General features: G+C 70.7%; 22 protein-coding genes. 13 read left to right on the forward strand and 9 right to left on the reverse strand.

Going from position 1 to position 21,819, the window contains the following annotated elements; all coding sequences use genetic code 11:
* Positions 1-13: 13 nt before the first annotated feature.
* Positions 14-481 carry a GatB/YqeY domain-containing protein gene (locus ACZ6Z4_RS00435; protein WP_344176794.1) on the forward strand — a complete coding sequence of 156 codons (468 nt, stop codon included), beginning with the start codon at positions 14-16 and terminating at the stop codon, positions 479-481.
* On the opposite strand, the gene ACZ6Z4_RS00440 is transcribed toward ACZ6Z4_RS00435, so the two are convergent.
* The 3 genes from ACZ6Z4_RS00440 to ACZ6Z4_RS00450 are packed head-to-tail and all read right to left on the reverse strand — an operon-like array spanning position 478 to position 4,463.
* Positions 478-1,470, reverse strand: a complete 993-nt coding sequence (locus ACZ6Z4_RS00440) for a hypothetical protein (protein WP_465556604.1) — start codon at positions 1,468-1,470, stop codon at positions 478-480. The genes ACZ6Z4_RS00435 and ACZ6Z4_RS00440 overlap by 4 nt on opposite strands.
* Complete coding sequence (locus ACZ6Z4_RS00445) at positions 1,467-2,111, reverse strand: hypothetical protein (protein WP_465556606.1); 645 nt, start codon at positions 2,109-2,111, stop codon at positions 1,467-1,469. The genes ACZ6Z4_RS00440 and ACZ6Z4_RS00445 overlap by 4 nt, the downstream gene beginning before the upstream one ends.
* A 3-nt stretch (positions 2,112-2,114) precedes the next feature.
* Entirely contained in the window at positions 2,115-4,463 is a 2,349-nt protein-coding gene (locus ACZ6Z4_RS00450) for a glycoside hydrolase domain-containing protein (RefSeq protein WP_465556608.1), read from the reverse strand.
* 139 nt (positions 4,464-4,602) lie between these two features.
* On the opposite strand from ACZ6Z4_RS00450, the gene ACZ6Z4_RS00455 reads away from it, so the two are divergent.
* Positions 4,603-5,052: a DUF2690 domain-containing protein gene (locus ACZ6Z4_RS00455; RefSeq protein ID WP_465556610.1), complete on the forward strand. Its 450-nt coding sequence runs from the start codon at positions 4,603-4,605 to the stop codon at positions 5,050-5,052.
* Between the two features lie 2 nt (positions 5,053-5,054).
* The gene (locus ACZ6Z4_RS00460; RefSeq protein WP_465556612.1) at positions 5,055-5,441 is read left to right on the forward strand and encodes a hypothetical protein; all 387 of its coding nucleotides are present in this window, start codon (positions 5,055-5,057) and stop codon (positions 5,439-5,441) included.
* 46 nt (positions 5,442-5,487) lie between these two features.
* Here the strand turns inward: ACZ6Z4_RS00460 and ACZ6Z4_RS00465 are convergent, their stop codons facing one another.
* The 4 genes from ACZ6Z4_RS00465 to bagA all read right to left on the reverse strand — a co-directional run bounded on the left by ACZ6Z4_RS00465 (position 5,488) and on the right by bagA (position 12,635).
* Complete coding sequence (locus ACZ6Z4_RS00465) at positions 5,488-7,896, reverse strand: penicillin-binding protein (RefSeq protein WP_465556614.1); 2,409 nt, start codon at positions 7,894-7,896, stop codon at positions 5,488-5,490.
* 189 nt (positions 7,897-8,085) lie between these two features.
* Entirely contained in the window at positions 8,086-10,440 is a 2,355-nt protein-coding gene (gene lon / locus ACZ6Z4_RS00470) for an endopeptidase La (protein WP_465556616.1), read from the reverse strand.
* A 97-nt stretch (positions 10,441-10,537) separates the two neighbouring features.
* Complete coding sequence (gene bagB, locus ACZ6Z4_RS00475; RefSeq protein ID WP_465556618.1) at positions 10,538-11,659, reverse strand: ATPase BagB; 1,122 nt, start codon at positions 11,657-11,659, stop codon at positions 10,538-10,540.
* 25 nt (positions 11,660-11,684) lie between these two features.
* On the reverse strand, positions 11,685-12,635 hold the full coding sequence (bagA, locus tag ACZ6Z4_RS00480; RefSeq protein WP_465556620.1) for an ATPase BagA: 951 nt from the start codon (positions 12,633-12,635) through the stop codon (positions 11,685-11,687).
* Positions 12,636-12,697: 62 nt separating this feature from the next.
* Between bagA and ACZ6Z4_RS00485 the strand changes: the two genes are divergently transcribed.
* From ACZ6Z4_RS00485 to cynS, 5 genes are all read left to right on the forward strand, one after another.
* Positions 12,698-12,859, forward strand: coding sequence for a DUF4177 domain-containing protein (locus tag ACZ6Z4_RS00485; RefSeq protein WP_012918129.1), 162 nt, complete (start codon positions 12,698-12,700; stop codon positions 12,857-12,859).
* On the forward strand, positions 12,856-13,317 hold the full coding sequence (locus tag ACZ6Z4_RS00490; RefSeq protein WP_465556622.1) for a RidA family protein: 462 nt from the start codon (positions 12,856-12,858) through the stop codon (positions 13,315-13,317). Before ACZ6Z4_RS00485 ends, ACZ6Z4_RS00490 begins: the two co-directional genes overlap by 4 nt.
* Before the next feature lie 108 nt (positions 13,318-13,425).
* Positions 13,426-14,253 (forward strand): NUDIX hydrolase, encoded by an 828-nt coding sequence (locus ACZ6Z4_RS00495; protein WP_465556624.1) that lies wholly within the window; start codon positions 13,426-13,428, stop codon positions 14,251-14,253.
* Complete coding sequence (locus tag ACZ6Z4_RS00500; protein WP_465556627.1) at positions 14,250-15,044, forward strand: MBL fold metallo-hydrolase; 795 nt, start codon at positions 14,250-14,252, stop codon at positions 15,042-15,044. Before ACZ6Z4_RS00495 ends, ACZ6Z4_RS00500 begins: the two co-directional genes overlap by 4 nt.
* A 48-nt stretch (positions 15,045-15,092) precedes the next feature.
* Positions 15,093-15,545, forward strand: coding sequence for a cyanase (cynS, locus tag ACZ6Z4_RS00505; protein ID WP_465556629.1), 453 nt, complete (start codon positions 15,093-15,095; stop codon positions 15,543-15,545).
* Between the two features lie 49 nt (positions 15,546-15,594).
* Here the strand turns inward: cynS and ACZ6Z4_RS00510 are convergent, their stop codons facing one another.
* Positions 15,595-16,272 carry a Crp/Fnr family transcriptional regulator gene (locus tag ACZ6Z4_RS00510; protein WP_012918134.1) on the reverse strand — a complete coding sequence of 226 codons (678 nt, stop codon included), beginning with the start codon at positions 16,270-16,272 and terminating at the stop codon, positions 15,595-15,597.
* A 195-nt stretch (positions 16,273-16,467) separates the two neighbouring features.
* Between ACZ6Z4_RS00510 and ACZ6Z4_RS00515 the strand changes: the two genes are divergently transcribed.
* From ACZ6Z4_RS00515 to ACZ6Z4_RS00535, 5 genes are read left to right on the forward strand one after another with little or no spacing between them, the layout of a single operon-like run.
* Positions 16,468-17,412 (forward strand): hypothetical protein, encoded by a 945-nt coding sequence (locus ACZ6Z4_RS00515; RefSeq protein WP_465556631.1) that lies wholly within the window; start codon positions 16,468-16,470, stop codon positions 17,410-17,412.
* A gap of 31 nt (positions 17,413-17,443) precedes the next feature.
* Positions 17,444-18,229, forward strand: coding sequence for an endonuclease III (nth, locus tag ACZ6Z4_RS00520; protein ID WP_465556634.1), 786 nt, complete (start codon positions 17,444-17,446; stop codon positions 18,227-18,229).
* Positions 18,226-18,795, forward strand: coding sequence for a TlpA family protein disulfide reductase (locus ACZ6Z4_RS00525; RefSeq protein WP_465556636.1), 570 nt, complete (start codon positions 18,226-18,228; stop codon positions 18,793-18,795). The genes nth and ACZ6Z4_RS00525 overlap by 4 nt, the downstream gene beginning before the upstream one ends.
* Complete coding sequence (locus ACZ6Z4_RS00530; protein ID WP_363675753.1) at positions 18,792-19,559, forward strand: NUDIX hydrolase; 768 nt, start codon at positions 18,792-18,794, stop codon at positions 19,557-19,559. Before ACZ6Z4_RS00525 ends, ACZ6Z4_RS00530 begins: the two co-directional genes overlap by 4 nt.
* The gene (locus tag ACZ6Z4_RS00535) at positions 19,556-20,728 is read left to right on the forward strand and encodes a MarP family serine protease (protein ID WP_465556639.1); all 1,173 of its coding nucleotides are present in this window, start codon (positions 19,556-19,558) and stop codon (positions 20,726-20,728) included. Before ACZ6Z4_RS00530 ends, ACZ6Z4_RS00535 begins: the two co-directional genes overlap by 4 nt.
* A 292-nt stretch (positions 20,729-21,020) precedes the next feature.
* Here ACZ6Z4_RS00535 and ACZ6Z4_RS00540 read toward each other — a convergent pair whose 3' ends face one another.
* Positions 21,021-21,809 (reverse strand): alpha/beta fold hydrolase, encoded by a 789-nt coding sequence (locus tag ACZ6Z4_RS00540; RefSeq protein WP_465556641.1) that lies wholly within the window; start codon positions 21,807-21,809, stop codon positions 21,021-21,023.
* Positions 21,810-21,819: the final 10 nt, after the last annotated feature.

Raw genomic sequence — 21,819 nt, forward strand, 5'->3', positions numbered from 1 at the left:
CACAATCTCCCCTATGTCCAACTCCGAGCTGAAGCAGCGCCTGCACGACGACATGACCGCGGCCCTCAAGGCCCGTGACGACATCCGCAAGTCCACCCTGCGGATGGCACTGACGGCTGTCACGAAGGCGGAGGTGGCCGGCAAGGAGGCCCGTGAGCTGTCCGACGCCGAGGTGCTCGACGTCCTGACCGCCGAGGCCAAGAAGCGCCGCGAGTCCGTCACCGCCTACCGCGACGCCGGCCGCGCCGAGCTGGCCGACAAGGAGCAGGCCGAGGCCGACATCCTGGCCGAGTACCTGCCCGAGCAGCTCACCGCCGAGGAGATCGCCGCCCTGGTCACCGAGACCATCGCCGCCACCGGCGCGGCCGAGCTGGGCCCGCGCGGCATCGGCAAGGTGATGGGCGCCCTGCAGCCCAAGGTGAAGGGCAAGGCCGACGGCGGCGCCGTCTCCGCCGAGGTCAAGCGCCAGCTGGGCGCCTAGCTGTCTGCGTAGAGGGCCCGGGTGGCGGCTGAGTACACGTCGTCCACCCGGGTCTGGCTCTCGGCGCCGGTGAGGCGCTGAGGCGTCCTGGACTGCTTGGGCGCGATGAACTCGACCAGCGACGGCTCGACGTACTCCAGCGCGCCCTGCAGCGAGCGAGCCTCGGCAGCGAAGGACAGGGCGATCCGGGCGCCTGCTGCGAGCGGCGCATGCAGGGTCCAGCTGGCCGTCGGCTGACCGGCCAGCGTGCTCCGGCGACTCACCCCACCGATCTGCTCGCCGCTGCTGCCCAGGACCTTCGTCACCTGCACCGACTCGAACACCTGTCGATCCAGCGTCACCCGGACGCGTGACCCAGCCGGTACGACGCCCGGCCCGACGGAGTGCAGTGCCACGAGCCCTGGCCGCCAGACGTAGTAGCCGTCGCCCCAACTCGCCCTGGTCCACCCGGCGCCGAGCTGGACTCCCCAGGGCAGGCCCTGGTCGGCCACTGGCCGGCTGAGCACCCGGGCCGTCACCACACCCTGCGACACCTTCACCTCGGTCGCCAGCGGGTCAGCGACCAGGTCAGCCGGGTAGCGGGCGGGCGCTACTCCGCCGGCGTGGACGGTGTAGGTCCCCGGCGCGAGCTGCGGTAGCTGCAGGTCCAAGCGGCGCCCGTGCGCGACACCGGTCGCTGCCTGCGTTGCCTGGAGCGCTACAACCTGCTTGCCGCGGACAAGCACCGGCCGTGCGGCGGCGTCGTACAGGCGTTCGTCGTATGAGAGGCTGATGACCGCCCCAGCCGGTACGCCGGTACTGGTGAGCTCGACACCGAGGTCAGCCGGCACCTGCACGGCAGCACCGTCCGGCGCGTGCACCACGCGCGCACCGCCCGGGCCCACCGGCGTGATGCCCGCTGCCGGAGCCGCCGCCGCGACGTCAACCGAGGCCCCGGCCACCACCGACCCCGCCAGCGCCCCCTGCAGCACGGTCCGTCGTCTCATCATCGCGGCGCCCCTTCGAAGATCGGAATCAGGTACGAGTCCCACACGGCGTACTGGACAGCCAGCGTCGCCACCAGCACGACCACCGGCACCAGGGCGCGAACCCACCAGGGCACCCGGCGTACGAGCAGAGCCATCAGGAGCATGGACAGCCCGGTGACGATCCCCGGTGTGGCAAGCGCCGCGGACTGCTCGTGGAGCGGCCAGCACCCCGAGTAGGTGCAGCCGTCGCCAGGCCCGTTGAAGTAGAAGTGCAGCTGGTTGATCAGGAACGCCTCGAGCGCGACCACCACACCACCAACGCCCTGCGCGATGGCGCCCCGAGTGCTACCCGCTGCCGATCGCAGCGCCCCCGGCCGGGGCAGGCCGGCGAACAGCAGCACCACGACCACCGCGCCCACGACCGCCACCAGCGCCCCCACACTGAGCGGGTCGCCGTCCCGGGTGATCCCCACGCTGTCCTGGCTCGGATCGACCTGCGCCAGCAGTTGCGCGAGAACCATCCAGGCCAGCAGCAACGGCACCACCCCGACCGCCGCGACGACCAGAAGCCCGATCTCCGTCCGGTCCCGGCGGAGCAGCACGCGGTCGTCCGTACGGTCCGCAGTCATCAGCAGCGTCTCCCGGCCGGGCAGAAGGGTCATCGGTCAGCCCTGAGTCTGCATCAGCTGCGCGTAGACGAGCGCGCAGGTCCGGGCTTCGTTGGCCGACGGCAGGCTCTCCGCCCCGGCGAACTCCTCGAGCACGAAGTCCGGCGGGAGGCCGACCGGGCCGTTGTCGGTCAGGTTCACGAACGCCTGGGCGAGATTGTCCGCCGAGCCGCCGAACCGGTCGGTGTAGAACTTCCGGACCCGCTGCTTGTCGGTCAGCTTCAGCAGCCCACGGGCCGCGCCCGACAAGCTGCTGCTCCCGCTCTCCTGCTTCGCGCGCCAGATCAGGTACGCGTCCGCATCCGCGACGACATCGCCCCAGGAGAAGCCACCCTCCCCATCGACCACCCCGAGTCGGGCGCGCAGGAACACCGCCAGGTCCACGGCCGGATCGGCGGCCTTGGCGTGCTGGTAGGAGCCCCACAGCTGCAGGAGATCCAGCGCCCAGCCGCCCAGGTCACCCAGGCCGTAGTCGTTCTGGTCGCCCGGCAGACCCCAGTACTCGTAGCCGCGGACGGTGGCCGCGAAGTGCTCGATGTCCCGCGTGGAGACGGGCCGGTTCGGGGTCAGCCGGCCGAGCTCTTCCTCGGCGTACGCACGGGCCAGGCTGGTCAGCGTGTCGGTCGTGATCGGCGTGTACTGCGGCCACCCCAGACCGCCCCAGTACTTCGGCTTCTGCAGGTAGTGCATGACGAACGTGGGGATCATCGACGCGTACTGCGACAGCGGTACCGTCGGAGCCACCAGCGCCCGCTCGCACGCGACCTCCGCGCGGACCAGCCACTCGAAGAACGCGTCGAAACCGGTGCCCGAGACCGAGCCGTCGCGTTCGACCGGCGGGCTGGTGACCTGGTTCAGGTCGACCGGCGTCGCGTGCGAGGAGACGACATCCTTGTCGATCGCGGGGGCGCCCGGGTAGGCGCCGGACGCGATCTCGACGATCTGGTTGTAGTGCCAGCCCGGCGGCATCGGGAAGCCCATGTTGCCGGAGAAGCCGGTGGACATGCCGGCCACGAAGGCCGCCTCGGCGAGGTCCCTGTCGAGCATCGTGGCGCAGACGTTGCGGGTGCCGTAGACGCCGATCTTGTAGCGGCCGTTGATCGTCTGGTCCATGGACTCGTTGACGCCCTCGAAGTAGTCGGCGACCGGGCCGTCGATCACCTCGCCGAGGGCGTCGAAGTCGACCGAGAAGTAGACGACGCTCTGCGCCGGGATCCCGAGGACGCGGCAGCGTTCGACTGCCTCGATGCCGTGGGTGCGGCCGTTCGCCTTGGTCATCTCGCCGGGGGCGTTGTTGAAGCGCTGGTGGATCGGGAACAGCTTCAGGCCGGCCGACTTCAGCGCGTCCAGCTCCGGTGCGGTGATGAACTTGTTCGCGCCGACCGTGTACCGGCCGACGTGCGTGTAGCCGGCCGCGACCGCGCCCTGGGCCTGCGCGAGGGTGAGCTGCTTGTTGGTGTCGAAACCCTTGGTGGCGATCGTCGTGTCGCCGTTGGAGACCAGCAGCGCGCACCAGGTGCCGTAGTTGCCGACGCCGTTCACCGGCAGCTCCATGAAGCCCTGGAAGTCGCGGGTCAGCTGCGCGGTGTCGCCGTCGAAGCTGCCGGTGAACGGGGCGTCGTACCGGTTGAAGCGGAGCACCGCCTGGTACAGCCGGACGAACCGTTTCGCGCCGTCGGCCGACCCCTGCGAGACCGTCGCCTGGGTGCGGATCCCTTCTCGGGTGCCCGGGCCGAAGTTGCCGTTCGCGGTCCCGTCGGCCATGCCGAGCTCGTACTGCAGGCCGAACGTCATCGCGGTCTGCGCCGCGCGCGAGTAGATCCCGTCGCACGGCACCAGCGCGAAGTCGCGGCGGTTCAGGTACGTCGCGTTCAGCCAGCGCTGGACGTCGCGCACCTGCGTCGTCCCGCCGCTGAGCTTCGTGTAGGCGTCCATGGTCAGCAGCGACGCCATCAGCTTCACGTCGACCGACGGGTTGGCCGAGCCCAGCCCGAGGTCCTCGCGGACGCTCCCGACCGAGCCGCTCAGGTTCGCGAAGCTGACCGCCGCGCCGTCCCACAACCCGGCGTACCCCTTGCACCACAGGGCCGCGCTGAGCAACTTCAGCACGTTCACCTTGGTGGTGCTGCCGTCGATCTTCCCGATCTGCGCGACGTACGCCGCCGTGGTGGCCGGCCCGAACCCCGACGTGACCGGCGAGATCCCCAACTCGGTCTGCAGCCCACGCCGCAGCCCGTACATCGTCGACCACCCGGTCTGCCCGGTCTCCTCCAGCGGCACCCACCCCGCCACCCCGCCGTACGTCGCGTTCAGCCAGACCTGGGCGTTGAGCACCTGAGCATCCACAGCGCAAAGCCTGACGGCCGGAGATCACCCCGAGCAACGCTTCTGCAGCTACGTGCAACTTCTCCGGAACCCCTGCCCCGCAAGAGCGTCCGCGACCTACTGTCCAGCCGGGATCACACGGCGAGAAGGGCGACCACACATGCGCAGCAAGGCACTACGACTCCTCACGGCAGCAGCCCTCCTCGGCGCGGGACTCGTCGGCGTGGGTACCCCCGCAGCCCATGCGGCACCGCCGTGCACGTACGCCGCCTGCAACGGCCTCGACCCGGAGACCACCGGCTGCGCGAAGGACGCCGTCACCAAGCTCGACCTGCAGGCGAGCCTGATCCTCGCCGAGCTCAGGTGGTCGCCGAGCTGCCACGCGTTCTGGACCCGGCTCCGCTGGGATCCGGAGAACGGCGGCATCGGCCAGTACGCCTACATCGCCGGGGGCGTGTACGACGCGGCCGGCAAACCGGTCACGAAGATCACCTGGACGAGCAACCCCTCCGGCCACCCCTGGACCAAGATGATCTCTCAGGCCTACCCCTGGGAGCGCTTCTGCGTCTTCACCGCCAATGACGACGGCTGCAAGATCACTACCCTGTGAACATGCCAGCGACAGCAGCTTCTTCGAGTGTCCGCGCCGCGCTCCTGTGGCTCGTGGCGAACGTGGTGCTGGCGTACCTACTGCTCTACCCGCTGGCCCTCGGAGAGCTCGCCGTCCGCCACTTCCTCGCGGTGGCGCTGGACGGCCCGTGGTCGCCGTTCCCCAACGATCCGGGCGATCTGCAGGCGAGCGTGTACGGCTTCGTCCTCTTCGGGGTCCCGCTGATGGCGCTGGCGGTGGTCGTCAACCGGCGCCTGCACCGCTCGGTCGGCGGCCCGGCAGCTCTGTTCTGGCCGGCCACGGTGGCGCTGCTGGTCGCGCCCCTCGTGATCTCCGGGGTCTCCGACCTCACCTTCCTGGAGATGTTCGGCAAAGGCCTGTTCTGGTGAAAACACGAACGGAGTGAGCTCCGGCGAGCTCACTCCGTTCTTCAGGTCAGCGGCCTCCGCCGCCGCAGTTCGGGAACTGCGGGTGCCACGGCGGGCACTGCGGGTTCCCGCCGCCCGGTTTGCCCGTGTTCGGTGGCTTCGGCGGTTGCGGGCTGTTCGGCGGCGGAGGCGGCTGCTGGCCCTCGCTGCCGTCGGAGATGTAGATGGTGACCATCGAGCCCTCGGGGGCGCCGTCGCGCTGGCGCGGTGAGGTGTAGGCGACCGTGCCCGCGGTCTCCTTCGACCGGACCTGGCCCGGTGCGACGGTGACCTGGAAGCCGGCGCCCTGCAGGCGGTTGGTCGCGTCCTGGACCGACATGCCGGTGACGAAGGGGAGGTCCTTCACGTCACCGCGGATGGTCTTGTCGCTCGGGGCGACGAAGTGCGTCTCCGCGGCACCCTTCAGGGCGGCGCGCATCGCGACCTCCCAGATCGGGCCGGCCGTCCCCGAACCGCTCGGGTCCGCGATGTCCTTGCCGTTCAGGGTGTGGCCGTACATCAGGTTCGTGTACGGGAGCTTCGCGTCGGCGACCACCGCGGCCGCGGCCAGGGTCGAGGAGTAGCCGGAGTACCAGACGGCCTTGTTCTCCTGGATCGTTCCGGTCTTGCCGGCCAGGTCGCTGCTGCCGAACTTCAGCCGGCTACCGGTACCGCCCGGCTCCATGACCTCGTGCAGCACCCGGTTCACACCGTCGGCGACCGGCTGCTCCAGCGCCTGGGTGCACTGGATGCCCGGCGTCTTGATCGGCTTGCCGGCCGCACTGGTCACCGAGGTGACGGCCAGCGGCTTGCAGTACTTGCCGCGGGCCGCGAAGGTCGCGTACGCGTTCGACAGCGTCAGCGGGCTGACGTTGTCGACGCCCAGCGTCATCGAGATGACCTGCTGCAGCGGCTGCAGCGTCTGCGCGTCCCGCAGGCCCAGCTTCGCCGCGATCGTCGCGACCGCGCACAGCCCGGTGCGCTGCGACAGCTGCAGGAAGTAGGTGTTGGTCGAGGCCTTGGCCGCCTCGATCATGGTCAGGTCACCGCTGCGGGTCGAGTTCTTCGGGTGGTAGTTCGGGTCGCTGGTCGTCCCGGTGCAGGTCTTGAACTTGACCCCGCTCAGGTCGATCGGCGACGGCGAGTTGATCCGGTAGTTCAGCGGGATGCCCTGCTGGATCGCGGCGGCGATCGTGAACGCCTTCATCGTCGACCCGTTCTGGAACCCGCCGTAGCCACCGGCGTAGGTCTTCTCGACGTTGTAGTTGTACGACGTGGTGTTGTTCGTGCCGTCGCCGTACGGCTTGCTCTGCGCCATCCCCTTGATCAGGCCGCTGCCCGGCTGGACCATCGTGATCGCCGCGATCGAGGTGTCGGACGGCTTCGACTTCTGCTTGATCGACAGCTCCGCCGCGGCCTGGATCCGCGGGTCCAGCGAGGTCTTGACGGTGATGCCCGCAGTCTTGATGTAGTGCGCGCGGCTCTTCTCGTCCGCGCCGAACGCCGGGTTGTCGAGCAGCGTGGAGTACGCGTACTCGCAGTAGAAGGGGTACCGCGACGCCGCGCACCCGTTCGGGATCTTCTGGACCTTCTTCGGGTCGTACACCGGGGTCCGGATCGCGTCGGTGGCCTGCTTGGCCGTGATGACGTTCAGTTCCTGCATCCGGCGCAGCACCACGTCGCGCCGGTCCTTGGCGCGCTTGGCGTTGTTGGTCGGGTCGTAGCCGCTCGGGTTCTTCACCAGGCCGGCCAGCAGCGCGGCCTGGGCCAGCGTCAGCTTGTTCGCGTGCGTGGAGAAGTAGTGCCGGGAGGCCGCCTCGACGCCGTACGCGCCGTCGCCGAAGTTGGCCAGGTTCAGGTACTTCTCCAGGATCTCGTCCTTGGAGAACTCCTTCTCCACCGCGACGGCGTACCGAAGCTCGGCGATCTTGCGCTGGTACGTCGACGCCGTCGCCTGCTGGTACTCCTCGGGCGTCTTCGCCTTCGCGATCAGGCTCAGCTTCACGTACTGCTGCGTGATGCTCGAACCACCCTGCTGCACCGAGCCCTCGGACTGGTTGCGCAGCATCGCGCGCAGCGTGCCCTTGGCGTCCAGCGCGCCGTGGTCGTAGAACCGGTCGTCCTCGATCGCGACGATCGCCTTGCGCATGATCGGGTTCACCTGGGCCAGCGTGATCGGGACCCGGTTCTGCTCGTACAGGTACGCGATCAGCGAACCGTCGGCGGCGACGATCTTGCTGGTCCGCGCCGGTGGATCGGTCTTCAGCTCCTGCGGCAGGTCCTGGAGGGTCTCGTGGGTCTTCTCCGTGGTGTACCCGGCCAGGCCCGCGAACGGGATCGCCAGGCCGGCCGCGAGCGCACCCGACAGGACGCTCACACCGAGGAACAGGACCACCGACTGGACGACGCCGCGGTCGCCCTTCTCCCTCACGCGCATGGGTCAGAGCCTACGGGATGGCCGAGCCACGCCGTGGCGGAGCGTGTGATCTGCGTCACGGAAAACCGGCGGGTCGGGGCGAAAATCGTCCAAAAGGAGGACGGCCGACCCACCGGGACAGGTGGGTCGGCCGTCAGGGGTTTCCTGCTCCGGTACGCCGGCCACAGCGGGCCGGCGTACCGGGGTGGATCAGGCGGCGTACTGCCGCGCGTCGACCTGCGCCGGGACCAGCGCCAGGTCGAGGACCTCGCGGACGTCGCTCACCGGGTGAACGGTCAGCTCCGCCAGCACGGACGCGGGCACGTCCTCCAGGTCCGGCTCGTTGCGCTTCGGGATCAGGATCGTGGTCAGGCCGGCCCGGTGGGCGGCGAGCAGCTTCTGCTTCACGCCACCGATCGGGAGCACCCGGCCGGTCAGCGACACCTCACCGGTCATCGCGACCTCCGAACGGACCGGCCGCCCGGACAGCAGCGACGCCAGCGCGGTCGTCATCGTGACACCCGCCGACGGCCCGTCCTTCGGGACCGCTCCGGCCGGAACGTGGATGTGCGCGTTCCGCTCGGCCAGGTCGCCGACCGGCAGCCCCAGCTCCGCTCCGTGCGAGCGCAGGTAGGACAGCGCGATCTGCGCCGACTCCTTCATCACGTCACCCAGCTGCCCGGTCAGCGTGACCCCGGTCGGTCCGGTCTCCTTGTCGGCCAGCGAGGCCTCCACGAAGAGCACGTCTCCACCGGCTCCGGTCACGGCCAGTCCGGTCGCCACACCCGGCAGCGCGGTCCGCTCCGCCGACTCCGGCGTGAACTTCGGCGAGCCCAGGTACTTCTTCAGCTCACCGGCGTCCACCGTCACCGAACCACCCAGGTCCTCACCGAGCGCCAGCTTCGCCGTCACCTTCCGCAGTACGCGGGAGATCGACCGCTCCAGTTGCCGTACGCCGGCCTCGCGGGTGTACTCGCCGGCCAGCAGGCGCAGCGCCGACTCCTCGACGGTGACCTCGTCGGCCGTCAGACCGGCCCGCTCGAGCTGCCGCGGGAGCAGGTGGTCGCGAGCGATCACGACCTTCTCCTCCTCGGTGTACCCGTCCAGCTGCACCAGTTCCATCCGGTCCAGCAGCGGAGCCGGGATCGAGTCCAGCACGTTCGCCGTGGCCAGGAACACCACGTCGGACAGGTCCAGCTCGACCTCCAGGTAGTGGTCGCGGAACGTGTGGTTCTGCGCCGGGTCCAGGACCTCGAGCAGCGCCGCGGTCGGGTCGCCCCGGTAGTCCGCGCCGACCTTGTCGATCTCGTCCAGCAGCACCACCGGGTTCATCGAACCGGCCTCGGTGATCGCCCGGACGATCCGGCCCGGCAGCGCACCGACGTACGTCCGGCGGTGACCACGGATCTCGGCCTCGTCCCGGACACCACCCAGCGCGACCCGGACGAACTTGCGGCCCATCGCACGGGCCACGGACTCGCCCAGTGAGGTCTTACCCACACCAGGAGGACCGACCAGGGCCAGTACGGCGCCGCTGCGGCGTCCACCGACCACTCCGAGCCCACGGTCCGCGCGGCGACGCCGTACGGCGAGGTACTCGGTGATGCGCTCCTTCACGTCGTCCAGGCCGGCGTGGTCGGCGTCCAGGACCGCCCGGGCCTCACGGATGTCGTAGCCGTCCTCGGTCCGCTCGTTCCAGGGCAGCTCGAGCACGGTGTCCAGCCAGGTCCGGATCCAGCCGACCTCGGGGGACTGCTCCGCGGTCCGCTCCAGCTTGTCGACCTCCGCGAGCGCCGCCTTCTTGACGTGCTCCGGCAGGTCGGCCGCCTCGACGCGGGCCCGGTAGTCCTCTTCCTCGGACTCGGCCTTGCCGTCCAGCTCGGCCAGCTCCTTGCGGATCGCGGCCATCTGCTGGCGCAGCAGGAACTCGCGCTGCTGCTTCTCCATGCCCTCCTGGACGTCCTTCTGGATCGTCTCGGAGACCTCGAGCTCGGCGAGGTGGTCGCGGACCCACCCGATCAGCTTGGTCAGCCGCTCGGTGACGTTCGCGTTCTCCAGCAGCTCCAGCTTCTGCGTGTCGTTCAGGTACGACGCGTAGCCGGCCAGGTCGGCCAGCTCGGCCGGCGCGGTCACCTGCTTCACGGAGTCGATCACCTGGTAGGCGCCGCGGCGTTCGAGCACGCTGGTCACCAGGGTCTTGTACTCGCGGGAGAGCTCCGCCGACCGCTCGTCGGTGATCTCGTTCAGCACCGTGGCGCCGACCCAGAGGGCCGCACCCGGACCGGTGGTCCCGGCGCCGATCAGGACCCGGGCGGTACCCCGGATCACGGCCGCCTGGGCGCCGCCCGGCAGCCGGCCGATCTGCTCGATCTCGCCGAGCGTCCCGGCCTTCGCATATTTGCCGTCCAGGCGCGGCACCAGCAGCACCTTGTCCTGTCCGGAAGCCTGCGCCGCGTCGATGGCGGCCCGAGCCTCGGTGTCGGCCAGACGTACGGGCACGACCATTCCCGGCAGGACCACGACGTCGTCCAACGGCAGAACAGGAAGATTCAACGTCTCAGTCACGCTGTCACACCCTCACTTGAAGATTGAGTCTGACAGGCTCAACGGTGGGGGTGACCTGGTCATTCCCGAGGGGTGTGGTGTTCGCCGACGGTGAAAATCAGGCGGTGAGCAGGTCGCCGATCTGGCGTAGACCGGAAAGGTCGTGGACGTCGTCGGGGAGAGCCGGTACGTCGACGGTCGCGATCGAGCGGTGGCCTCTCCGGAAGCGGTCGGCGCGTTTGGTCTCGCCGACGACCTGTTGCATGCGGTCGGCGTGCAACAGCAGGACCGCGGCGGTCAGGTCGGACTTCCCGGCCTCCGTGAGCTTCTCGGCGGCGGCCAGCGAGCGTTCGGCGGAGAGGTCGGGGGCGTGGGTGGTGGTCACGCGGTTCAGTACGACGCCCGCCAGCGGCATCCGTTCCTCGCGGAGGCGGTCGGTGAAGTACGACGCCTCACGGAGCGCGTCGTTCTGCGGGGCCGCGACGACCAGGAACGCGGTGTGCGGTTCCCGGAGCAGCGCGACGGTCTTCTCGGCGCGCTCGCGGAAACCGCCGAAGAGGGTGTCGAACGCCGCCGCGAAGGTCTGGACGTCGGTCAGCACCTGCGCGCCGAGGACCTTGTTCATCACCGACATCGCCAGGTTCACCCCGGCCGACATCAGCCGCAGCGGGCCGCGGGCCGGCGCGAGCAGCAGCCGCAGGAAGCGGCCCTCGAGCAGCGATGCCAGCCGCTCGGGCGCGTCCAGGAAGTCGAGCGCGGAGCGCGACGGCGGGGTGTCGACGACGATCAGGTCCCACTCGCCGGTCCGCTCGGCCTGCTTGTGCAGCTGGCCGAGCTTCTCCATCGCCATGTACTCCTGCGTCCCCGCGAACGACGACGACAGCGCGACGTAGAACGGGTTGGCCAGGATCTGCTCGGCCTTCTCCGGGGTCGCGTGGGACAGCACCACCTCGTCGAAGGTGCGCTTCATGTCCAGCATCATCGCGTCCAGGCTGCCGCCGTTCGCGCCGTCGACGTCCTGGACCGCGCGCGGGGTGTTGTCCAGCTCGGTCAGCCCGAGCGACTGCGCCAGCCTGCGCGCCGGGTCGATCGTCAGGACGACGACCTTCCGCCCGCGCTCGGCGGCCCGCAGCCCGAGCGCCGCCGCGGTCGTGGTCTTCCCGACCCCACCCGCACCGCAGGTCACGATGATCCGCGTCTTCGGGTCGTCGATCAGAGCGTCCAGATCAAGGGCGGTCATCGGCGCGGCTCCATGGTCGGGTTCCTCATCCGCGCAGCTCCTCGGCCAGATCGAACAACGCCCCGTGGTCGATCCCGTCCGGCACCAGGCCGATCTCCGTCACTTGCTTGCCCAGGGCATCGATCCGGTCGCGGTTCTCCCGCTCCAGCCCGATCCGTACGGCGTGGTCGCGCGCCTCCGCGGCCAGCGTCGCCAGCATCTGCTTGCTCGCCGAGATCCCGGCCGCGCGCAGCCCGCGGGTCAGCTCCGCCGCGGGCAGCTTCTCCTTCACCGCCAGCGCGAGCGTCTCGTCGTCGAGCGGGCTGTGCCGGACCATGTTCACCACGATCGAGCCGATCCGCAGGTCCAGCGCCTCCAGCTGCTCGACCGCGTCCAGGGTCTCCTGGACCGGCATCTCCTCCAGCAGCGTGACCAGGTGGATCCGGGTCACGTCGGAGCGCAGCATGCCCATGATCGCGTCGGCCTGGTTGCGGATCGGGCCGACCTTGGCCAGCCCGGCGACCTCGTGGTTGACGTTCAGGAACGGGCCGATCCGCCCGGTCGGCGGCGCGTCCAGCACCACCGCGTCGTACGCAAGCCGGCCGTGGGCCTTGCGCCGGGTCGCCTCGTAGACCTTGCCGGTCAGCAGCACGTCGCGCAGCCCGGGCGCGATGGTGGTGACGAAGTCGACCGCGCCGACCTTGTCGAGCGCCTTCCCGGCCCGGCCGAGGTGGTAGTACATGTCCAGGTACTCCAGCAGCGCCGCCTCGGCGTCCACGGCGAGCGCGTAGACCTCTCCGCCGGCGGGGCCGACGGCGATCCGGCGTTCGACGTACGGGAGTGGCGGTACGTCGAACAGCTGGGCCAGCCCCTGGCGCCCCTCGACCTCGACCAGCAGCACCCGCTTGCCTTCGTCGGCCAGCGCCAGCGCCATGGCGGCGGCCACCGTCGTCTTCCCCGTGCCACCTTTCCCGGTGACCACATGCAGCCTCGCCATGTCCCCCAGCGTAGGACGTGGCCCACAGCACACGCCCGACGACGCCCGTTAGAGTCCCCCTCATGAAGAAGTTCGAGTACTTCACCGCGCCGCTGCTGGTCCACTCGACCAAGGAGATCCTGGACAACTTCGGCCAGGACGGCTGGGAGCTGGTCCAGGTCGTCCCGGGGCTGAACCCGGAGAACCTGGTCGCCTACTTCAAGCGGGAGATCACCGAGTCATGAGCCACCCCGAGGAGAAGCTGGCCGAGCTCGGCCTGAAGCTGCCCGACGTCGCCAAGCCGGTCGCCGCCTACGTCCCGGCGGTCCGGACCGGCAATCTGGTCTACACCTCCGGCCAGCTGCCGCTGCGCGAGGGCGCGCTGTTCGCCACCGGCAAGGTCGGCGGCGAGGTCACCCCCGAGGTGGCCGCCGAGTGCGCCCAGCAGTGCGCGCTGAACGCGCTGGCCGCGGTCAAGGCCGAGATCGGCGACCTGGCGAACGTCAAGCGGATCGTCAAGGCGGTGGCGTTCATCGCCTCCACGCCGGACTTCACCGGTCAGCCGCAGGTCGCGAACGGCGCCTCCGAGCTGTTCGGCCAGGTCTTCGCCGAGGCCGGCCAGCACGCCCGCAGCGCCGTCGGCGTCCCGGTCCTGCCGCTGGACGCCCCGGTCGAGGTCGAGCTGATCGTCGAGGTCGTCTGACCTGTACGCCGTACGCCGGTGAGCCGGCCTCGCCCGCCTCACCGGCCGGCGGAGCCGGCTCGGTCCGGGGGCGGCGGCGTCCCCACCCCCGCACAGGAGGTTCAAGTAGTGCGTGATCTCAGGTCTGAACTCCTGTCCGGGCGGATGGCGGAGGTGGCTCTCGCGCACGTGCGCGAGGGCCGCACACCCTCCGAGCCTCGCCCCGCGTCCACTGTCATCCTGCTCCGGGACACCACTGCCGGACCCGAGGTCTACCTGCTCCGCCGCCAGCAGTCGATGGCGTTCGCGGCCGGCATGACCGTCTTCCCCGGCGGACGCGTCGACGCGACCGACGCGAGCATCGCCGACTCCTGGGAAGGCCCGCCCCCGCAGTGGTTCGGCGAGCGGCTCGGCTGCTCGGCCGAGACGGCAGCGGCGTACGTCGCGGCCGCCGTCCGAGAGACCTTCGAGGAGTCCGGCGTCCTGCTCGCCGGCCCCTCCACCGAGACCGTCGTCAGCGACACCACCGGCGCCGACTGGGAGGCCGACCGGGTCGCCCTCGAGGACCGCTCGCTGGGGTTCGCCGACTTCCTGCACCGCCGCGGGCTCGTCCTGCGGGCCGACCTGCTCGCCCCCTGGGCGCACTGGATCACCCCCGAGTTCGAGCCGCGCCGCTACGACACCCGCTTCTTCGTCGCCGCGCTCCCGCCCGGCCAGGTCACCCGCGACGTGGCCAGCGAGTCCGACCAGGTCGCCTGGATGCCTCCGGCCGCGGCGATCGAGGCCGTCGACGCGGGCGAGATGCTGATGCTGCCGCCGACGTACCTGTGCTGCCGTGACATCACGCCGTACGCCGACGTCGCCGCCGTCCTGGCCTCCGCCGCCGACCGCACGATCGTCCCGGTGCAACCGACCGTCCGCGTCGAGAACGACAAGGCCTACCTGGAGACCGAATGACCGCCGAGCAGATCACCCCGTACGCCGCCCGCGTGCTCGCCGCGAACCCGGGCCTGATGACGCTGGACGGCACCAACACCTGGATCCTGCGCGCCCCCGGCTCCGACCGCGCGGTCGTCGTCGATCCCGGCCCGCTGCTCGAGGACCACCTGCGCGCCGTACTGGACGCTGTCGAGGCGGCCGGTGCGACCGTCCAGACCGTGCTGCTGACGCACAACCACCTCGACCACTCCGAGGGCGCCGCGTACTTCGCGAACCTGGCGAACTGCCCGGTCCGCGCCGTCGACCCGGCGTACCGGGTTCCGACCGACCATGCGCACGGGCTGGCCGAGGGCGACGTGATCGGTGCGGGCGAGCTGCGGATCGAGGTGCTGCCGACGCCCGGGCACACGCTCGACTCGGTCTGCTTCTGGCTGCCGCAGGACGGCTCGCTGCTCACCGGGGACACGGTTCTCGGCCGCGGTACGTCGGTGGTCGCGCACCCGGACGGTGCCCTGGGCCCCTACCTGGAGTCGCTGGAGAGCCTGCGCGCGTTCGCCAACTCACCGGCCGGCGTGGACCGGCTGTTGCCCGGCCACGGCCCGGTGATCGACGACCCGACGACGGTGCTCAGCTACTACCTCGACCACCGCCGCGAACGCCTCGACCAGGTGCGCGCCGCGGTCGCCGCCGGCCACACCACGCCCGAAGCCGTCGTGGAGAACGTGTACGCCGACGTCGACCAGTCGCTCTGGCCGGCCGCCGAGCGCTCGGTCCGGGCCCAGCTGGTGTACCTCGGTGTAGACGACTGACCGACCCAGCGAATACTGTATACACCTCACGACGTGGAGGTGTGTCCGATGACGGATGCGGTCGTCCGGCTCGACGCCGGGGACGCGGTGCTCGTGGCGAAGCGCCGGCTCGGTCTGACCTGGGCGGAGATCGCCCGCGAGGTCGGCAAGGGCAAGGTGTGGGTGACGGCCGCGCTGCTGGGCCAGCATCCGATCGGCCGTGAGCTGGCCGAGCAGTTCGGGAAGCTCCTGGAGCTGGACGCCGAGGTGGTCGAAGCGCTGCAGCTGCCGGCGGTGCGCGGCGCGCACGTGGTGGACACCAGCGAGCCGGCCGTCTACCGGCTGCAGGAGATCGTCCAGGTCTACGGCAGCGCGGTGAACGAGCTGATCCGTGAGGAGTTCGGCGACGGGATCATGAGCGCGATCGACTTCGAGGTCGAGCTGGAGCGGGTCGCGGACCCGAAGGGCGACCGGGTGGTCATCACGCTGAACGGCAAGTACCTGCAGTACCGCGAGTTCTGACCGTCGCGGGGCCGCTCGTCGAGGGCGGCCCCGGTACGGCGTACCGGTGTCAGCGCGCCCGGCGCTGCAGCCGCTCGACGTCCAGCAGGACGACCGAGCGCGGCTCCAGGCGGACCCAGCCCCGGGAGGCGAAGTCGGCCAGGGCCTTGTTGACGGTCTCGCGGGAGGCGCCGACCAGCTGGGCGAGCTCCTCCTGGGTCAGGTCGTGGTGCACGTGGACGCCGTCGTCCGCCGTCCGCCCGAAACGGCTGGCCAGGTCGAGCAGCGCCTTGGCCACGCGGCCCGGGACGTCGGAGAAGACCAGGTCGGCGACCACGTCGGAGACCTTGCGCAGGCGGGACGCGAGCTGCAGGAGCAGGCCGCGGGCCACCTCGGGACGGCCGGCCAGCCAGCGCAGCAGCTCGTCGTGGGTCAGCGACATCATCGACGCGTCGGTGACCGCGGTGACGGTCGCCGAGCGCGGTCCAGGGTCGAACAGGGACAGCTCGCCGAACATCTGGCCCGGGCCGAGCACGGCGATCAGGTTCTCGCGGCCGTCCGCGGAGGTCCGGCCGAGCTTCACCTTGCCCTCGACCACGACGAACAGCCGGTCGCCGGAGTCGCCTTCGTGGAACAGCACCTGGCCGCGACGCAGCCGGTTCTCGGTCATCGACGCGGCCAGCGCGTCGGCTGCCTCGTCGTCCAGCTGACTGAACAGCGGTGCCTGTCGGAGCACTGCGGCGTCCACGTTTGGGCCTCCTCGGACCTCAACTGCAAGCTTCGAGAGGGCCTTGAGCCCCCTCGGCGCCGGTCAGAAAGCACCCGGCCGCCTCAAAACCGTACTTCCTCCGGTCACGGAACCGCCACGTAGGTCGCCCGGGACGCGCCGGGAACCCCGTCCGGCGACCGCCGGCCCGAGGCAGGATGAGGGGTGCTCGGATGGGTGAGGCGATGGCGTGCGCGGCGGCGGAACCAGCCGCTGGGCGAGCGCGCGCTGCTGACCAGGCAGGCCCGGGAGATGGCCCGGCAGGGCGACGTGGACGGCGCGGTGGCGCTGCTGACGGACAGCCCGCTGGGGAGCGAGAAGGCCGTCGTGCTGCTGCTCCGCGAGGCCGGGCGGCTGGACGACGCGATCGCGATCCTGCGGGCGAGCTCCGACCCGGACGCGCCCGGACGGCTGCGGCAGTTCGTCGGGGAGCGCGGCGGTGAGCTCGCCGGACTGATCCGCGTGTACGGCATCGACGGGATGCCCGCCGGTGGGCTGGGCGGGATCGACGACCTGCTCCACCGCGGCGAGCTGGACGAGGCGATCAGGTGGCTGCGGGGCAGTTCGTACCCCGCCGACGAGCAGCGCCTGCGCAACCTGCTCAGCGAGCTGGGCCGGACCGAGGAGCTGCGGCTGCTGGCCGCGGACTCGATCCGGGGCGCGACGCGGCGGGTGAACAGCGAGCCGGTCGCCGTGCACGGGCTGCTGGCCAGGAAGGTCGAGGACGCCGTACGGGCGTTGCTGCCCGCGCCGGCCGGTGAGGCGGAGCTGGCGACGACCGCGCGGCTCGGCGACGAGGGCGCGACCTACCACGCCGACGTACTGGTCAGCGTGCCCGAGCTCGGGCACGTGCGGATCTCGGTGGCCTGCTGGATCGTGAACACGGATGCGGCGCGCTACTTCGGCGACAACCCGCCGACCGAGGCGGAGGCGCTGCTGGCGCCTGCCGGTACGGCGGTGAGCGATCCCGAGGTGACGGACGGCGTTCTGGACGAGCTGGCGATCCGGCTGAACGCGATCGACCCGCCGGTGCCGCACCCGGACGGGCGGCACCAGAGCATCACCGTGCCGCTGCGCACCGCGCCGTTGACCGCAGTACCGGACCAGCCTGGTAGTGGATAACAGGTGGAGTGCCGCACGTAGTCTGGCCTCCATGACCCAGCGCGTCGCGGACCCCAATCCGCACCCGGTGCCGGCCCCGGTGCTGCACCCGCCCGTGAAGCTGCCGCGGAAGGCCCCGGTGTACGCCGAGGAGACGCCGACCCAGCTGGTCCGGCGGGCCCGCAAGATGCACAAGGTGCTCACCGACACCTACCCCGACGCGCACTGCGAGCTCGACTTCACGACGCCGCTGGAACTGCTCGTCGCGACCATCCTGTCGGCGCAGACCACCGACGTCACGGTGAACAAGGTGACGCCGACGCTGTTCTCCCGCTACCCGACCGCGCAGGCGTACGCCGAGGCGGACCGGGAGGAGATGGAGGCGATCCTCAAGCCGACCGGGTTCTTCCGGGCCAAGACCAACAGCCTGCTGAAGCTCGGTCAGGCGCTCGTCGACGACTACGACGGCGTCGTGCCCGGCAAGCTGGAGGAGCTGGTCAAGCTCCCCGGCACCGGCCGCAAGACCGCGAACGTCGTCCTGGGCAACGCGTTCGGCGTCCCCGGGATCACCGTCGACACGCACTTCGGGCGCCTGGTCCGCCGCTTCGGCTGGACCACGGAGGAGGACCCGGTCAAGGTCGAGCACCTGATCGGCGCGCTGTTCCCGAAGAAGGACTGGACGATGCTGTCGCACCGCCTGATCTTCCACGGCCGCCGCCGCTGCCACGCCAAGAAGCCCGCGTGCGGTGCGTGCCCGATCGCCCAGTGGTGCCCGTCGTACGGCACCGGCCCGACGGACCCGGAGCTGGCCGGGAAGCTCGTCAAGGTCCCGGCGTGAGGCATGTCCGTACGGCGATGCTGCTGACCGCAGGTCTGCTTCTTCTCACCGCCTGCGGCACCGAGAAGACCAGCAGCGCGCCGAGTCCGGAGGCGGCCGAGCAGGCGCTGGCTTGTGAGGCCGCGCCGTCCAAGCCTCCGGTCAGCAACGGACTGCCCGACGTGAGCCTGCCCTGCCTCGGGGACGGGCCCGACATCCGGCTCGCGGACCTGCGCGGGCCGCTGGTGGTGAACGTCTGGGCGCAGTGGTGCGGCCCGTGCCGCGAGGAGGCGCCGTACCTCGCCGAGCTGCAGAAGAAGGCCGCCGGCAAGGTCAAGCTGCTGGGGATCGACTACGCCGATCCTCGGAGCGAGCTCGCGGTGCAGTTCGCGCGCGAGCACGGGCTGGCCTACCCGCACCTGGTCGACGCCGAGAAGGCTGTCCAGCAGCCGCTCAAGGTCGGCGGTCCGCCGCTGACCGCCTTCGTCGACGAGAACGGCAAGGTCGTCTACGTGCACCGCGGCGTTCTCAAGTCCCAGCAGGAGCTCGACCGGCTGGTGCAGGACAAACTGGGAGTCACCCTGTGACCGCGACGACGTTCGACACCGAGATCCCGGCCTGGCTGCACCCGTTGCTGACGGCCTCGAAAACCGTTGACCCGAACGAGCTCTCACGCTTCCTGCCGCCCGACGACCCGGCCGTCCGGGAGTCCGCCGTCCTGATTCTGCTTGCCGATGGCAACGATGCCGACGGCCCCGACGTACTGCTCACCGAGCGCTCCTGGACGCTGCGCTCGCACGCCGGCCAGATGGCGTTTCCCGGTGGCCGCAGCGACGAGGAGGACGGCACCGGCACCGACGGGCTGATCCGGACCGCGCTGCGCGAGGCCGAGGAGGAGACCGGGCTCGACCCGACCGGCGTCGAGGTGTTCGCGATCTGGCCCGCGCTCTGGGTCCCGGTCAGCAACTTCGGCGTCTCACCCGTCCTCGCCTGGTGGCGTGAGCCGTCGCCGGTCGCGGTCGTCGACCCGGCCGAGGTCGCCTCCGTGCACCGGGTCGCGCTGTCCGCGCTCGCCGACCCGGCGAACCGGATCAGCTGCATCCACCCGTCCGGTTTCACCGGCCCGGCGTTCGTGATCGGCGACCTGTTCATCTGGGGCTTCACCGCCGGTCTGCTCGACAAATTGCTGCTGCTCGGCGGCTGGGCGCGCGACTGGGACCCGGCTCACGTCGTACCGTTGCCCGACCGGCTGGTCGAGGCGGCCTGGCGGAGTGAGGGGCAGCGGTCGCAGGAGGAGCGGCGGCTGACTGCCATCGAGCACGACCTTGGGCGTCCGGAGGGTGACGAGTGAGCGTTCTCGATTGGGTGCTGGTGGCGGTCACCGTGCTGGTGGCGGTCTCCGGGTACGTCGAGGGCTTCATCCTCGGCGCCTGCGCGACGCTCGGCCTGCTGGCCGGCGCCGCCGTCGGCGTGTACGGCGTACCGAAGGTGCTGGACAACTTCTCGCCGAGCGTCGAGGTGTCGTTCGCGGCGCTGGTGCTGGTGATCCTGCTGGCCTCGGTCGGGCGGACGATCGGCGCGCTGCTCGGCTCCCGGCTGAGAAACAAGATCTCCTGGAAACCGGTGAAGGCCGTCGACGCGCTCGGCGGCGCGGTGCTGGCCGCTGCCTCGGTGCTGGTCGTCTCGTGGGTGCTCGGCGTCGCCGTGAGCGGCGCGCGGATCCCGGACGTGACGTCCGCGGTGCGCGGGTCGCAGGTGCTGGCCAAGGTCGACGAGGTGCTGCCGAACCGGGCCGATCAGGCGCTGCAGGCGTTCAACGACGTGGTGAACACCGATCTGTTCCCGCGCTTCCTGGATCCCTTCGTCCCGGAGCGGATCCGCGAGACCCAGCCGCCGGACGGCGGCATCGGGCGGACCGCGGCCGTCAAGGCGGCGTACAGCCGGATCGCGAAGGTGACCGGCGTCGCGAACTGCTCCCGCGGGCTGGAGGGCTCGGGCTTCGTCTACGCACCGCAGCGGGTGATGACCAACGCGCACGTGGTGGCCGGCGTCGAGAACCCGAAGGTCGAGGTCGACAAGCGCTCGTACGACGCGACGGTGGTGCTGTTCGACCCGGAGGTCGACATCGCGGTGCTGTACGTGCCGAAGCTCAACGCGCAGCCCCTGGTCTTCGACGACAGCGGCAAGGCCGACGCGGCGTCGGTCGTGCTGGGCTACCCGGAGAACGGCCCCTTCAACTCCGAGCCCGCGCGCATTCGGTCGGAGGAGCGGTTGCGCGGACCGGACATCTACGGCGACCGGACGGTGACCCGCAAGGCGTTCTCGATCTGGGCGTCGGTGCGACCGGGCAACTCCGGTGGTCCGCTCATTTCCACCCGGGGAACCGTGTACGGCGTGGTCTTCGCCGCGTCGGTCGAGGACAACCGCACCGGCTACGTGCTGACCGCGGCCCAGGTCGCCGACGACGCCGAACAGGGCGAACGAGCCACCAAGCCGGTCTCCACGCGGACCTGCACCTGAATTCCTCTGTCTCTGAGAGATGCAGCAGATCAGGTGGTCTGCGGCGTTGGTGAACGAGCTCCTCAGCTGGAGCGCCCAGCGGCGGGCACAAGGCGCTCGCCCTGACCGAGAACAGCCGTATCTGGGCTGCCGCCGTCCAGGCCGTCATCGAGCGCGAGCCCGGCGCCCCGACGTACTACGTCATCGACGCGCCCCAGGAGAACGGAGGCGGCGTCCGCGGCGAGCCCTTCAGCGGCGACGAGAAGGCCGGCGAGTGGAAGGTCACCGGCACCGTCGGCCCCGAGGCGATCTCCTAGACAGTCCCCAGCCAGTCCAGCAGCACCTGCGTGAACTGATCGGGCGCTTCCTCATGCGGAAAATGTCCGACCTTCGTCAGCACCTCCTGCCGCATCGGCGCGGTGATCAGCTCCGGCGGCGTGATCCAACTCGCCGGCGCCACGGCGCCGTCCAGCCCACCGTGCACCTGGAGCACCGGTACGTCGACAGGCTCGCGCATCCGCGCGGAGTACCGGCGCCCGTCCGTCCGCAGCCGCGACCGCACGAACCACCGGTGGTACTCCAGCGCACAGTGCGGCGCCGGCCAGACCTGCAGCGCTGCCCGGTACCGCCGTGACGCCTCCGCGTCCGGGAAGTCACCGCCGGGCGCAGCCCAAGCCCGCAGCAGTTGCTCGATGTGGATCCCGTCGTGCGCCAGCAGCCGCCGCTCGGGCAGGATCGGGAGCTGGAACCACCCGACCTGCGCAGCCGCCCGCGGCCGACCTGACCGCAGCAGCATCAGCGGGTGCGGAGCCGAAACAGCCGCCAGCGCCCGCACCTGCCGCGACGCCAGTACGGCGGCCGACCACGCGACGAAGCCGCCCCACCCGTGCCCGACCACGACCGCTTCCGACGCACCCAGCGACCGGATCACGCCGGACACGTCGGCCGACACCGTGAACGGGTCGTACCCGCGTGGGGTTTTGTCGCTCGCGCCGTACCCGCGTAGGTCCATCGCGACCGCCCGATACCCGGCGGCGGCGACGGCCGGCAGCTGGTGCCGCCAGGCCCACCAGAACTCGGGGAAGCCGTGCAGGAAGAGCACCAGGGGATCG

Source organism: Kribbella sp. NPDC104740, assembly GCF_055583505.1.